Annotated in this window: 15 protein-coding genes and 1 pseudogene; 5 read left to right on the forward strand and 11 right to left on the reverse strand. The window is 63.2% G+C overall.

What is annotated here, in order from left to right; genetic code table 11:
• Window positions 1–169 precede the first annotated feature (169 nt).
• The 5 genes from C1J00_RS25900 to C1J00_RS44755 all read left to right on the forward strand — a co-directional run bounded on the left by C1J00_RS25900 (window position 170) and on the right by C1J00_RS44755 (window position 3,431).
• Window positions 170–619, forward strand: a complete 450-nt coding sequence (locus C1J00_RS25900; protein ID WP_102911451.1) for a hypothetical protein — start codon at window positions 170–172, stop codon at window positions 617–619.
• A 79-nt stretch (window positions 620–698) separates the two neighbouring features.
• Entirely contained in the window at window positions 699–1,895 is a 1,197-nt protein-coding gene (locus C1J00_RS45470) for a hypothetical protein (RefSeq protein WP_180989700.1), read from the forward strand.
• Window positions 1,895–2,098, forward strand: a complete 204-nt coding sequence (locus tag C1J00_RS25910) for a hypothetical protein (RefSeq protein WP_102911452.1) — start codon at window positions 1,895–1,897, stop codon at window positions 2,096–2,098. Before C1J00_RS45470 ends, C1J00_RS25910 begins: the two co-directional genes overlap by 1 nt.
• 218 nt (window positions 2,099–2,316) lie before the next feature.
• A complete protein-coding gene (locus tag C1J00_RS25915) occupies window positions 2,317–2,766 on the forward strand; it encodes a hypothetical protein (protein WP_146046258.1) in 450 nt (149 codons plus the stop codon).
• A 113-nt stretch (window positions 2,767–2,879) separates the two neighbouring features.
• Window positions 2,880–3,431 (forward strand): hypothetical protein, encoded by a 552-nt coding sequence (locus C1J00_RS44755; RefSeq protein ID WP_146046259.1) that lies wholly within the window; start codon window positions 2,880–2,882, stop codon window positions 3,429–3,431.
• A gap of 715 nt (window positions 3,432–4,146) precedes the next feature.
• Here C1J00_RS44755 and C1J00_RS25920 read toward each other — a convergent pair.
• The 11 genes and pseudogenes from C1J00_RS25920 to C1J00_RS25970 all read right to left on the reverse strand — a co-directional run.
• Window positions 4,147–4,644, reverse strand: a complete 498-nt coding sequence (locus C1J00_RS25920; RefSeq protein ID WP_102911454.1) for a hypothetical protein — start codon at window positions 4,642–4,644, stop codon at window positions 4,147–4,149.
• Window positions 4,645–4,688: 44 nt separating this feature from the next.
• A complete protein-coding gene (locus C1J00_RS25925; RefSeq protein ID WP_102911455.1) occupies window positions 4,689–6,017 on the reverse strand; it encodes a hypothetical protein in 1,329 nt (442 codons plus the stop codon).
• Window positions 6,018–6,028: 11 nt separating this feature from the next.
• Window positions 6,029–6,433: a hypothetical protein gene (locus tag C1J00_RS25930; RefSeq protein WP_102911456.1), complete on the reverse strand. Its 405-nt coding sequence runs from the start codon at window positions 6,431–6,433 to the stop codon at window positions 6,029–6,031.
• 373 nt (window positions 6,434–6,806) lie between these two features.
• Window positions 6,807–7,163 carry a DUF4333 domain-containing protein gene (locus C1J00_RS25935; RefSeq protein ID WP_102911457.1) on the reverse strand — a complete coding sequence of 119 codons (357 nt, stop codon included), beginning with the start codon at window positions 7,161–7,163 and terminating at the stop codon, window positions 6,807–6,809.
• A gap of 422 nt (window positions 7,164–7,585) precedes the next feature.
• Window positions 7,586–7,888 carry a WXG100 family type VII secretion target gene (locus C1J00_RS25940; protein WP_062929397.1) on the reverse strand — a complete coding sequence of 101 codons (303 nt, stop codon included), beginning with the start codon at window positions 7,886–7,888 and terminating at the stop codon, window positions 7,586–7,588.
• Between the two features lie 88 nt (window positions 7,889–7,976).
• Entirely contained in the window at window positions 7,977–8,315 is a 339-nt protein-coding gene (locus tag C1J00_RS25945) for a WXG100 family type VII secretion target (RefSeq protein ID WP_102911458.1), read from the reverse strand.
• 93 nt (window positions 8,316–8,408) lie between these two features.
• Window positions 8,409–9,575, reverse strand: a complete 1,167-nt coding sequence (locus C1J00_RS25950) for a S8 family serine peptidase (protein ID WP_281262771.1) — start codon at window positions 9,573–9,575, stop codon at window positions 8,409–8,411.
• A gap of 125 nt (window positions 9,576–9,700) precedes the next feature.
• Window positions 9,701–11,377, reverse strand: a complete 1,677-nt coding sequence (locus C1J00_RS45475) for a hypothetical protein (RefSeq protein ID WP_180989701.1) — start codon at window positions 11,375–11,377, stop codon at window positions 9,701–9,703.
• On the reverse strand, window positions 11,377–11,823 hold the full coding sequence (locus C1J00_RS25960; protein ID WP_180989702.1) for a DUF2563 family protein: 447 nt from the start codon (window positions 11,821–11,823) through the stop codon (window positions 11,377–11,379). Before C1J00_RS25960 ends, C1J00_RS45475 begins: the two co-directional genes overlap by 1 nt.
• Before the next feature lie 163 nt (window positions 11,824–11,986).
• Window positions 11,987–12,598: a hypothetical protein gene (locus C1J00_RS25965; RefSeq protein WP_180989703.1), complete on the reverse strand. Its 612-nt coding sequence runs from the start codon at window positions 12,596–12,598 to the stop codon at window positions 11,987–11,989.
• Window positions 12,577–12,805, reverse strand: a pseudogene (locus C1J00_RS25970) (hypothetical protein); the annotation flags it as partial. The gene C1J00_RS25965 and the pseudogene C1J00_RS25970, both read right to left, overlap by 22 nt.

Genomic DNA, 12,805 nt, shown 5'->3' on the forward strand with positions numbered 1-12,805 from the left:
GGGTCTTTGTGTCTCGGCGTAGGGGGAGGCCGTTGGTGCAGACGGGTTTGGTACAGCTGGACTACTAAGTCTGTGGGCAGCGGGGATGGTTCCTGTCACCCATAGGAGATGGCCAAGTTGCTAGCCTGACGGGCGCACGTCAATCGACCACACATGAGGGCAAGGAACCATGACGGAGCCTGTCGCAGAGCAGTACGGCGACGGTCGCGCAGCTGCACATGGCGTCGGCATGCGACTGAACCAGTACCCCGCTGATTCGGGCCCCTCAATGGGTTCCTGTGGCGGTCAGGAGGACCTGGCGTCAAGTCCCTCGGAGAAAAAGGCCGCTGCACGGGCCATCGAGGAGTACATCGAGCCCGACACCCGGAAGTCAGGTGACTGGGCGGATGACGATACCAACGCTGCCGTCAAGGCGTTCGCCGCGAAGAACGGTCATGGGTGGGTCACGTCGGGAGCCCTCAAGAAGGCACACAAAACATGGGGCGAGCAGGTTCAGAATCTGATGAACCGTCTCGCATCGGAAAAGGAAGCTCTGCGGAGCACCAACATCGTGCTGCAGAACACCGACCTGGGAGTCGGCGCCGGAGTACGTAAGTCGTCGAGCCTCGACGGGTACTGATCTCCTTGCCGACCGCTCTCGCCACCGATCGCTGCACTCGCGCGCACAACGGGGACCCATGCCGACGTACCACGAGATCATGACGACCGATCTGTCCACGCTCACCACAGCCGCCGACAGCTGGGACGAAATGGCGGGGGAATTCCACAAACAGGAGAAGGCCTACAAACGCGATGTGCACGGTATCTCCATCGGCCAGACCTGGATGGGTTTGAGCGCGGAAGCCGCCAACCGCCGCTTCGACATCACGCTGCAAGAACTCCAGAACGCCCAGACCGAGGCCAAGGCGGTCGCCTCACTCCTACGCGACGCGCACGTCCAGTTCGTGGACTTGCGCAGCAAGCTCAGGACGGCCCGTCAGGAGGCCACTGACGCCGGCATGAGAGTGTCGGACAAGGGAGTGGTCTCCTTCGACACCGAAAGGCTCAGCCAGGGCACGCGCACCGCCTACCACCACGACCCTGACTATCAGGACAGCGTGCGCAAGGCCGTCAGGTCCTGGCAGGACCGCATCGACCAACTCGTGAAGGACATGGATGACGCCGACAAGGGCGTCGAGATCGCCTTCAATGCCGTCGTGATCGACTCGGACACCAAGGACGGCACGGCCGCCGGCTTCAACGGCCAGGCCCAGGGCGACATCGAGACATACAAAGATGAATTCAAGAAGGAGCAAGCAGAAAGAAAAGCTGAGTCCGAGCGGAGGAACAAGGAGAAAGAATCGGAAGATGACACGCTGAAAACGATCATCAGAGGTATCAGCAATGGCGTCCAAGGGTTGACAAAACCGGGAGATCTGGGCACGAAGTTCCTCAACGCCACCATCGAAGGCATCGCAGGCGCAACCGGGTATAACAAAACGCAGGGCATTACCCTTGGCGCGGGCGTCGGCTGGGGCGGCGGAGGCATCGGGTACGAGATCTCATTGGCGGGAACTCGTACTCCTGATGACAGGCTACAGATCGGAGTCCTGACCTCGAGATCAGTTTCCTCTTCTGGAATGGATTTGGGTTTTTCCGGAACCGTTGGGACGTTCAAGAGTAACGCTGACGACATTAGCCAACTCGAAGGAAAGGGGTGGGATAAAGGCGCATCCCTTAAAGCTGGCGCCGGACTGTATGGGAGTCATCAGACAGCAATCGGAACGGACAACTCTAGGGGTGAAGGCGTCAACACCGTCTCGTACGGACTCGGGCTGGGCCTGGGTGCCGAGATCGGCGGCGGATACAGTGACGCCAAGGCGCGTTGGCAGACAGAGACCGGATCGGATGAATAGTGTTCAATATCGACCCAGGGCCGCTGATCTTCTTCATTTTCGGTTGGCTTTTTGCGCTGAATATTATGGGGCTCGCGGATCGGGTGTATCAGTTCGCTTCCCGCTTTGTGCCGATGATTGGGACCTCGGTGACGCTCCGGATCATGGGTGGTATCTGGATCTTCGTGGGTGGCACTCTCGTCACTCTGGATCTGTTGAGCTGAGGCAGATACTGAGGTTGAACCTGTGATGCCGCAGGCTCGTGGCTCCTGACCGAGGTCGCCAACACCGCGGCAGAGCGGGCGGACTGCGCGGCCTAGCAGCCCCTCACCACCCCCGACACCCTCGCCGCCCCAGAGGCGCGCCAGGTCAGGACGGCGTGGTGTGCGGCCTCGCCATCCTGGAGTTCCCAGGACCGGAAGGGCAGACCAAGGTGAGGGAGATGGTCCAGGACCGCACCAGCTCCACCTGGTCGTGCGAGGTCACGGGCCACGCCACCTACGCCGTGACCCAGGAGCCGCACATTGTCGCGGGCATCCGCTCCTCGCCCGGATACAAGGAGCACCCGCGGGTGGCGGGCCACCAGGTGTCGGGCTTCGACACCCGGCACGTGGTCGCCGACTGCGCGGGCACTCCGACGTACTTCTCCATCGAGCTTGGGCAGGACTACACCTCGGCCATCGGAGAGTCCAGCGCCCCACGTACGAAGGACCTGTTCGAGAACTTCGTCGACGTCGCTGGTAAACGGTTGGGCTGCAACGCGCACTGGCTAAGACTGGTGGGCAATTCTGAAATGAAGGCTAGGCAAGGAATGGCACGATCGCAGAAGATGGAGCGCGAGCCGCAGCCAAAGGACATAATTCACTCGATGTCGACGATGCAGGAAGAATGATTGCACGCAAGGCCGCGCATCAGGGCCTATCTAAATTCACGAGCAATTATCGAAGGGCAAGCCCCCGGAAGCCTAACCGTCTTCTGATCACTTCGGCCTGATAGAGGACCAACATGAAACCCGACCGAACGGCCCTCCGAAAGTACAGTCTGATCTCAGCAGCCATACTCACAACTCTCACCTTGGCGATTACGGGATGCGGTCGTGCTGAACAGAAGCGCGAATATGCGATTCCTAGAACTCTGTGCGGAACTACCGTAAACAGCGACGCCCTTGCCCCCTTCCTTCCAACAGGACAGAAGATCAGAGTGAAGGATAATTCCTACTCTGGAGCTAAGGGGTGTGAGGTCATTGTGGACAGAAAGTTGATTTTCACCACCAGTCAGGTATGGCTAGATGAGGGTAATACGACTGCCTTCGTTGCAGCCAGGCAAGCCCTCGACATGACCCGCCATTCTGCAGACTCAGGAAGGTTCCAGTACTCCGAATACGAAGCACTTGGAAAAACTCGAGGCTGCGTTGACACCAAGTACAAACAAGAGCTGTACACCATCATGCAAGCATCGGGCTCAAAACATAGGGACGCCGAATCCATGAAACGCCTAATTATCTCGTACACCAAGCAAGTCGAGAAATCGGATGAATGTACGGCAGGCGCCTTGTAGCCATGCAGTCAGTTAATTGCACCATTGATTACATAGCCAGTCGATCACATCCAAGAAGATGATCCGAAATGCCGCGCGGTCGACAAATCGCGCCCTTGGTACCTCTTTTTCCGCCGTGACCGCATTGCGTGTATCGCAGCGTGCTGATCATTCGACACGCAATACAAAAAACCAAGGTCACTCTGCCGAACTAACGTTCCGCAGAGTGTACTGGAGTCGGCCCTCACGAAGGGCGAAAAGCTAACCGAACAGCCGGAGTCCTCGGCAAGCACCAAGCGCTGCCGCATTCACGTCGACGGCAGGTCAGTCCTTTCGGCCAGCACGGAGCGCTGGGAGATCGAGACAACGGCAAGCGATGTCGCGCAGTCTGCGCTCGGAGTCGACCCGCAGGATCGGCGAAGCAACGAGGGCCGGTACATTTACTCCTCGACTGGAGCCGTCGGAAAGATCGATTGCACGAAGGCGAATGCGGTCCGCGCGCCGATGTGGGCTACCGTCAGAGTGACGCACCACGAGGCGGCAGGTGCGGACATGCTCAATTTCATCAGGGCATACGTAAATGCTGTCAGCTCTTCACCGGAATGCGGCCAGTGAGTTCATTCAGCCTCGCCGACCCGGGGGGTGCTTGATTCCGGTCAGTTTGTTGAAGAAGCCCATGAAGTCAAACTACGACGTTTCAGGTTGCAGGTGCAGTACGCACCGTCTGCGGGGACGCTTACGGAGCCGCGTCGGCATCCAGGCGGACCGTGCGCACGAAGTCCTGGAAGTCGCCGAGAACATAGGGATGTTGAGATGCGGTGGCGGTCAGGACCAGGCGGATCACTGCCCGCTTACGCGGATCGGCGACATCCACCATGGATAGGTACACCTGCGACTGCACGAGGTCGCGGGCCACACCCCCGACAATGGCCGACACCGCCAGCGTCTGCGTGAAGCCGGGTGCGTCCGCTGAGCCGATCTCACGGTGGCCAGTGACTTTGACCGACATGACGGCCTGGCTCAAGCGCTCCACCGACTCGTGGGCGATCGCAGACAGCCTCGCTGCGTCCGGGCGGTACTCACCATCGATCGCGATATTCGCGGTGAATCGGGCATCCGGTTGCGGGTGCAGTGCGACGAAAGAGGCCTCCGGGGCGCCGACTGCATCCGGCGGTGCGGCACGCCAGCCTTCCGGCAGTTCGAACTGAATCGGTACGGGCAGAGCCGTGGGCATATCAGGCCATCCTTACTGCGGCAGTGGGTCTGCGAGGGCGTGCATCAGAACAGACCACCGATCCCGTCAGCGACCCATCCGACGGCATCGCCCACGGCGTCGGCCGCATCGCCGGCAGTATTGGCGATCTTCCCCGGATCGGCGGTGACCTCAAAGCCCAGGGCCCCACCGACACCTGGAGAGAGACCCACTTGGGGGACCCAGCGCCATGTGCCGTTCGCGTCCTTGTGAAAGTTCAGCGTTGCCTCAGCACCAGGCCCAGCCCAACCCTCGGCTGTGGCGCCCACTCCGATTCCCCCGATGTCCACACCCCCGAAGGCACCGGCCTTCGCACCCGCGAACGCCTCGCCGCCCAACTGCACGCCATCGCGACCAGCTCCCGCGTTGGCACCGGCCTCTGCGCCGACCATGCTTTCCGCCCGTCCATACACGCCGACGGGGCCGAGGTCGGTGCGTCCCTTGGCAGAGGCTTCGCCACCGGCGAAGGCGCCTGCTTCGCCCTGGATGCCCTCATTGGTGATGCCGCCGGCCGCGGAGACTTTAGCGCCCGCATAGGCTTCGGCCTCCCCGGCGAGCTTCATCGGCCCGTTGGCGAGTGAGCCCTCCGCGCTCGCGCGGCCCAGGTCGGCATGCGCCTCGGCCTCACTCAACTTGCCGGCCCCCGTATCGGGCCCGGTGACCGATGTTCCGACGCCGGGGCCGGAGGCTTCGGACTCGCCTTCGGAGACCCATCCGTCGGGTTTTGTCTTGGGGTCCGGTTTACCTGCCTTCGCCAGGTCACCTTCTGCATGCGCGTTAAATCCGCCAAATCCGATGCCGTCCGCTGAACCATCGCTCGTCGCGCGGGCTAGTGCGCGTTTGACGCTCTGGTCAGCCTCGTCGATGGCCTTGACCGCCTTGGCGATGTCGTCAGTCCAGTCCTGTGCCTTCTCACGGGCATCGGCCAACAGCACGGGGTAGTCCGGGTCGTGATGGAGGGCGTACTTCGCCTGTTCGGTGAGGTTGTCGTACCCGACATAGGTCGCCCTGCCGGAGCTGTCGACCTTGTAGTCCTTCTTCTCCGCGTCTTGCACAAGGTCCCTGACCGCATTCTGCAGGCGGGTCAGCTCGGTGTGTGCATCCGTAAGAAGACTGGCGATGGCCAGCGCCTCTGCCTGGGCTGCTCCGAACTCGAAAGCAGTGGCCGAGGCGTAGTGCTGCTGCGCGCCATACGCGAGCCCCTGCCAATTCCCATTGCCAAGAACACTCTGCACATGCTTCTCATAGTCGGTCTTCAGCTCACCAAAGCGATCGCTCATCCTCTTCCACGCCTTGGACACGTCCGCGAGCGGAGACAGATCGATTGTCATCACGTCGTGGTAGTTCAGCGCCATTGCTGGCCCTGTCACATTCCGTCGAAGCTGCTTGGAAGCCGTACCCCGGCCACCTGCGCGCCGACGGCCGTGTCCTGGCTCTGAAGGATGTTTTTCGTGCCGTGCAGCCCGTTCATCTCCTGCCGCAACCGCCCCATCAGCCGGTTCGCCTGGCCGTGCCAGACGGTCAGCACATCGGAGAGACCGTGCTCCAAGGCCCAGCCGGAGAACCCTTTCAGTCCGGTGTCCGGCTTGATCAGGAGGCTGGTTGGGGGCGCCTGGGCGACGTAAAGCGGCTGCACCGCTCCACCGCCCTCCGCGATGCGGGCAGCAGCCTGTGTATCCGGCAGCAGTTCCTCTTCCAGGTACTTCGCCGCGCGCTTCTTGTCGCTCGGCGAGCTCGCGAGTGTTTGTTCGCCACCGGCTCCGGATCCCATAAAACAATCCCCCGTCACATTCGCGCACTCTAGGCTTCACACCACTGGGTACATCACGCAAGCTACATGAGCACCTTACCGCTTCACCGCCGATGCTTGGCGCCGCTCTCAGGTCTGAACGAGCGGCTTAATACATCCAATCGATAACCGTTGAGCGGACAGTCAAAGCGGACGCGATTTGACCCTGCAGACTACGACGAAAACGGACACTGCTCCGCCGATCACAACCAACACCGCACGGCCAGAGCTCATCCGAAAGCCATCTCGCCTCGGCAACCGACTCCTGCCCCTGCCCAGATCCCCGCAGCCACGGATTGTGAAGTTCGGCATAGCTCCGCACAAAGCGCATTTGGGCCGGTGAAGGACAAGCTCGTCAATTCGCCGCCGACGAAGCCGTTTCGTCGGCCTTAATGTCGAAGTTGATCTGGTCTCCCTCGACGGACGTCACCTTGACAGTCACGCCCAAGGTGCTGCCGTCCTTTGCTGTGAGCTTGCACCGGGTGGTCGTACCGACCTTGGCAGCAAGGTTCTCGGGGCAGGTGATGTCCGGCTTGGGCTTACCCGTTGTTGCGGCGAGCTTTTCGGCGACGATGGTGGCCAGTTTGTCCGCAGACATTTGCGGCGTGGTGGACTTTCCGGCATGCACCGATGCCGAGCACCCTGCGAGCAACGTGCAGGCGGCTACGGCCGAGAGACTCCATGTTGCTGCGGACGAGCGAGCTTTGGGCATCGTGGACTCCGTACCAGCTGATCAGGACGAGAAGACGCCGAAAGCCTACTTGGTAGGTCTGCTCGGCGCACCGCTGATGGGACGCCCCGGCGGGAACCGGTGAACGAAACGCCTTGGAAGAAGAGCTTCGGGTTCCACCCGCTGGCCACGTCGTGTGCAAACACGCACGTGTGCTTGGCGATGCAGCTGCGCACCGCCAGCGTCGACTCAAACAGGGTTGCCGACCACCTGACAATACTGGCCACTGCTTGGTCCAGGCGCTCCGCCGCCTCGGCGGCGACGACTCATCCGGAGCCGCACGACACTGCGCTGGCGCACCACTCTCCCTTTCACCCAACAGGGAGTAGCCTTGGCTGCTTTGATGCTATGCAGGGTGGGCACCTCCCGTGCGTGCCCACCCTGGTTTTGCAGACTGTGCGCTCCTACTGGAAGTAGCTGGCGCCCTTCAGGTCGCCGCCTCGGTAGTCACCGCCGGCGGTGCTGACTCGCTGTGAGATGTTGACCAGCGCCTGGTGGATGCCCCGTGCGTGGGTGTCCCACTGCTTGGACTTCTTCTGGAACTCCTCGTACGCCTCGCCGCCCCAGCCCGCGGACACGTTGAGCACGGCCTGCTTCAGGGCCTCGAGGTCCTCCTCGAGCTTCTTTGCCTGATTGCCGAGCTCCGTGGCGAGCGCATCCATGGTGCCGTAGGTGACGGCGAGTTCGTCGTAGTGTGCTCCGGACATGTTCCCTCGTTTCTGTGCAGAATTTCGACCGGACTGCGCCGCCCGGACCGCGGTGCGGCTCACTGCCGCCGATGGCTCGTCAGTAGCGTCAGTAGCTGTTGAGCGCCGAAGTCTTTCCACCGAGATCGTCGACCGCGATCTGCTTGAGATCGGCTTCGATCTGGTCTTCGAGGTTGCGCTTGTCGGTCTTGTTCAGGTTGATGCCCTCGAGGAAGTCGTCGAGCATCTTGCCGATCGCGACCATGTGCTGGTTGATTTCCGTCTGCTTCGTGTTGAACGCCTGGGCGCCCTGCCCCCTCCAGGCCTTCTCGATCATGTCGATCGTGCTCTGCAGTTTCGCGAGCGATCCCCTGATGTTGTCGTATCGATCGACAACCTCGGTCTGAAGCCTCTGTACGTCGCCTTCATTAAGCTTGCGGTCGACCATTTCGGCACTCCCCTTCGTAAGAGCTGTGGTTCATTTCCGAGCGCGTCACTGCGTCGGAGAGGTCCTGTGTGACCGGTTGACGTGCGTGAGTCGTCATGTCTTTCGCCGCGAGCGGATCACCGCGAAGGCGCTGCCCCCGATCAGCACGGCCGCCCCTGCGGCTCCGAAAGCGACCCACATCGTGGTGTTGCCGGACGACTCCGAGGTCGATCCTGCCGCCGAAGTCTGGCCGCCAGAAGGGTTCTTGGGGGCCTGTGACGAGGTTGATGCGGGAGCGGAGGGGGAGGGGGTGACGCCCGTGACGCCGGTTCCGTTCTCGAAGCTGAGGGGGTCGGTGGCGGCCGACCCCGGGTTGATGTCGCTGTTCTCCAGCACCTTGCGGGGGCGGACGGCACCGTAGCCGACGTAGTTGCTCCGCTCGCCCTTCGCCCAGGTGCGGCCAGCTGTATCAATCATGGTGCGCAGGACCTGGTTGGCCGTCCAGTCGGGGTGGGCGGACCAGATGAGGGCAGCTGAGGCGGAGGCGATGGCCGTTGCCGTACTCGTTCCATCGCCGCCGTCGCAATACGAGCGGAATGTCGCGTCGCACCAATAGGGCACGTTGAGACCTGGAGCAGCCAGGTCAACATAGCTTCCGTGTTCCGAGAAGCCGCCCACGTTCCCCTTGTCGTCCGCGGCAGCCACCCCCACTACGTAGGGATAGGCGGCTGGATAGTCAATGAAGTTTTTGGATTCAGCATCATTTCCGGTAGCGGCGAACATCAGCTTTCCCTTGGAGTGGGCATATTTGACGACCTTCTCCACATCCGGGTCGATGATGTCACTGCCGATGGACATGCTGATGATTTGAGCATCACTGTCAGCCGCAGCCTTGATCGCATCGGCGACAGCAGGTGTTTCTTTCTTGACGGTGCTGCTCAAGCCTTTGGAGAGCACTCGATAGGGGACGATTCTCGCGCCGGGGGCCAAGCCCTGCAGCCCACCTCCGGCGCCGGTACCGGCAATCAACTCCGCCATGCTGGTGCCGTGGCCGTTGTAGTCTTCGGTGGCCTTGTACGAGACCCCCTTCGGCACCTCATCTGCGAGTACCTGGTCCTTCAGGGAAGGTGTATCCGGATTCACGCCGGTGTCAAGCACGGCAACTTTGACTCCTTTGCCTGTGCTGATCTTCCACATGGCTTCGGCGTGCATCGCGTCCAAGTACCACTGCTTCGACTGAATGTCTGCGGCGACCGCACTCGGAGCCAGCCCCGAGGACATGATTGCGAAAGCACCGAGTGCCGCGCATGCGGTGGACACCCGTCCTCCGGCACGTCCTGCGAAGAACGCAGTCAATCCGCCACGTGGGCTGGTCCTTGTCATGCCTCTGGAGATCCTCGCTGTTATCAGTCAGTCACTGGTGGCGTGTTGCGTCGTGGGGTGTCCGGATGAGTCTTACCCTCACGGTCTTTGCGGTTCGTGTTTCGTCGATTCCCCGACCGGCCGTGCGGGGCGCCTGCGCCACCTCCGGCTGGCCCACCGCTCCTCGCTGCCGGGGCTTGCCCCTTGGGTGTACCGACGACGCCGTCGGGATTGCCTGCGGCAGGGCGGGCAGTCTGGCCCGGACGAGCGCCAGGGGTGGAGTTCGGCGCCCCGATCACTCCGCGCTGGCCGATCTGCCCGACGGGAGCACGGGAGCCCGTGTTGCCGCCGGCGCCGACGACCGTACCGCGCGGGACCTTGGAACCGGTCGCCCCTTGAGGACCCGTGGCGGGCCTTCCTCCGACAACACCATTACCGCGCGCCGCACCTGTGGAACTCGCACCGCCCGCGCGGTCGCTCGCTGGTCCTCCGACGGTGCGTGGCATTCCGCCGGAGACGCCTCGGCCCATCGGGGAAGCGCTGCCACCTCTAGCACCTGACTGCCCCGTGGTGGGGGCGTGCCCCATCGGGCCGATGGTGCCGCGACCGCCGATGGTGCCGCTCGAAGTGCCTGTACGACCCTGAGTCGAGATCGGGGCCCTGTTGCGGTTCGCTCCGGCGAAGTCTGAGGCGCGGCCTGCCTGCCTGCTGAGGGCGGGAGGAACCGTACCGGAGGGAAGGGGAGAGGTTGTCCCACCGTTGCCGCCACTCGGACCAGTCATCGTCGGCGCCGCATTGGTCGACGGCCTCGTGGTTTCCTGCGACGGCAGGGTGCCCACGCTGTCGATCTTTGTGCCAATGTTCGCATCCGAGGAAACGGTCGGGGCGTCCACTTGCTTGAGCGGCGGCGTAGGGTCTCCGGACCGCGCGTGCCCCGTCGTCGTACTCGAGGAGTCATGTGCAGCCACCAGGGACTGGTGCGCGGACCCTAGCCCCCCAGTGCCTTGCCCTCCTTCGATTCTGAACCCATAGCTCGGATCCGGCTTAGGCACCCCCACATCCGGCATAGGCTCGAACGTCGGCGGCTCCTGCGCCGCCATGATTTCTTCCGACACCGCGTAGAAGGACGCCAGCCGGTTCATCTGGTTGATCGCCTCTTGGCGGTCCTTCTCGGCCTTGACCGCAGCCGCGTACTCCGCGTTGCTTTCGATCTGCTTGGGCGTCGGAATGTCCGCGACCGCCTTGGGGTCCTCTCGGGTGTCGCGCGGCGGCATGGCGCTGCGGACGGAGGCGAGGCCCGTGGCCGCTGCCGTGACCTGGGTGCCGGCGGCGTCGGCGAAGGCGGCGAGTTTGCGCGCGTGGATGACGAGATTGGCGCCCCACTTGCGGAATGCCTCGCCCGACTCGCCCTCCCAGTCGACCCGGGTGATGTGGCCTTCGAGTTCCTCGGCTGCCTCTTCGATGGCGGTCTGGGCGTTCAGCAGGGCAGTGCCCGCCAGTTCCAAGTCCTCCGGTTTCGCGGACTCGACCATGTCGATCATGGCGTTCAGTTCGTGGCCCTCGAAGTTCGTCTTGCCGAAGACACGGGGGACGTTCCAGCCGAAGGGGAGGAACTGGGCGATCCCCGTCGCACCATTCACCATGTCGATGGCGCTGACCTGCGCCGCGGCCTGCTCCTTCTCCGCCTGGTGCGATTCCTGGGGCTTCTGCTTGTCGCTCACTAGTAGGTGACCGTCCGCTCGTCGGTGTCCTTCGGCGCGGACGCGCCCTGCTTCGCCGCCTCCGCCGCTTCCCTCTCCTGCTTCGCTTCAAGCTGCTGACGGCCGATGTCCGCCGTGATCGCCCAGAACCGCCGCCGCTCCTCCTCGTCGATGTTGCTGAAGTTTCCGCCCGCGCCCATGACGGCGATCTGCATCGCCTCGATCTGAAGGCCCAGGTTCTTGGAGAGTGCGGTGAGACGTTCGTGGACGCGCTCGTACTGGCTGTGGAGGCCCTTGGCCTCGGCGAAGCCGCCCGAGCCGCTGAAGGAGGCCTGGGAGAGGGCGTGCGCCGCGATCTTCTGAGGGCTGCCGGGTGAGCCCTCGAACGTGGAGAGCACGGCATCGACACGCTTCTTGAAGGTTCCCAGCGCCTCCAAGCCGACCTTGAAACCCTCCGCAGGCAGCATGCCTTCCCTCCCCGTTCCCCGTTTGTAAGTCATTGAGCGGTGCACAGGTGATGACCCGATCGGCACACTCGATCAACCACTGTAGTCAACGTGTGAGACGCAACCAACTGAACTTCGTGGTATGCGAGTTACAAGATGGACGGAATCGGGCCGCCCCACGAGGTCAGCACCCGCCCTCACGCGTGGTCACCGCGAAGTCGTACGCAGGGACCGTCACCGTCCCTTGACCTCCGCCGATTCCCGGCGGCTCATAGTCCCCGTCCTTCGACCGGGTGCGGGTGGCCTGCATGCAGAAGGCCGAGTCGCCGCCGGTGACCGTGTAACGCGCCTCGGAGGCCGAGTTCGAGTCGGCGGGCGTCGCTGTCACGCCGTACTGCGGGGCGTCGCCGCCACCGTGCTCGACGACCTTCTGCTCGATTTTTGTCGCGTATTCGTCGATCCAGCCGGTGTCGTCGTCCTCGGCGTAGATGTCGCCGAAGCCGGAACTGCCGTCCAAGGCGTCCGTGGCGCCCTGCACGGCAGTCGTCAACTCGGCGTCGTCCCAGGTCGTGTCATCGGAGACGTTGAAGCCCTGCACACACAGGTAGATGCCGACGCCGGCCAGGGCGACGAACACGACGCGGGCGGCTACGAAGGCGGCGTCGGGCAGTTCTTCGGCCGACGGGTTGATGCCGGCGCGCCAGGCGCGGACGCGGTCCGCCTTGACGCAGGCCATGGCCAGCAGCACGGCGGACAGGATGAGGCCGAGGACGTTCAGTTCGGCCAGCGCGTCCATGATCCGCCCTCCCCCCGTCGCTTATGCCTGCGCCGCGCGTCCCGGAGCGCCACCGCCGTGCCGCTCATCCCCGCGACGAGGACCACCGCGCCCACGGCCACGTAGGTGGCGAGGCGGGCGTTGCGCTCCTCGGCGGTTTCACCGGTCTGGAACCTGGCCGGGGTGGGGGCTTCGGCTTTGCCCAGGCCCTGTCTCTGATACACATCT

Source organism: Streptomyces cahuitamycinicus, from assembly GCF_002891435.1.
GTDB lineage: Bacteria > Actinomycetota > Actinomycetes > Streptomycetales > Streptomycetaceae > Streptomyces > Streptomyces cahuitamycinicus.

Bases quoted from the DNA above. Each gene is read 5' to 3' on its own strand.
- C1J00_RS25935 (WP_102911457.1), bottom strand. From the start codon at position 7,163: ATGCCCAAAGCTCGCTCGTCCGCAGCAACATGGAGTCTCTCGGCCGTA.
- C1J00_RS25920 (WP_102911454.1), bottom strand. From the start codon at position 4,644: ATGCCCACGGCTCTGCCCGTACCGATTCAGTTCGAACTGCCGGAAGGC.
- C1J00_RS25950 (WP_281262771.1), bottom strand. From the start codon at position 9,575: ATGTCCTCGGGGCTGGCTCCGAGTGCGGTCGCCGCAGACATTCAGTCG.
- C1J00_RS25925 (WP_102911455.1), bottom strand. From the start codon at position 6,017: ATGGCGCTGAACTACCACGACGTGATGACAATCGATCTGTCTCCGCTC.
- C1J00_RS45470 (WP_180989700.1), top strand. From the start codon at position 699: ATGACGACCGATCTGTCCACGCTCACCACAGCCGCCGACAGCTGGGAC.
- C1J00_RS25945 (WP_102911458.1), bottom strand. From the start codon at position 8,315: ATGGTCGACCGCAAGCTTAATGAAGGCGACGTACAGAGGCTTCAGACC.
- C1J00_RS25940 (WP_062929397.1), bottom strand. From the start codon at position 7,888: ATGTCCGGAGCACACTACGACGAACTCGCCGTCACCTACGGCACCATG.
- C1J00_RS25930 (WP_102911456.1), bottom strand. From the start codon at position 6,433: ATGGGATCCGGAGCCGGTGGCGAACAAACACTCGCGAGCTCGCCGAGC.
- C1J00_RS25915 (WP_146046258.1), top strand. From the start codon at position 2,317: ATGGTCCAGGACCGCACCAGCTCCACCTGGTCGTGCGAGGTCACGGGC.
- C1J00_RS44755 (WP_146046259.1), top strand. From the start codon at position 2,880: ATGAAACCCGACCGAACGGCCCTCCGAAAGTACAGTCTGATCTCAGCA.
- C1J00_RS25960 (WP_180989702.1), bottom strand. From the start codon at position 11,823: ATGCTGCCTGCGGAGGGTTTCAAGGTCGGCTTGGAGGCGCTGGGAACC.
- C1J00_RS25965 (WP_180989703.1), bottom strand. From the start codon at position 12,598: ATGGACGCGCTGGCCGAACTGAACGTCCTCGGCCTCATCCTGTCCGCC.
- C1J00_RS25900 (WP_102911451.1), top strand. From the start codon at position 170: ATGACGGAGCCTGTCGCAGAGCAGTACGGCGACGGTCGCGCAGCTGCA.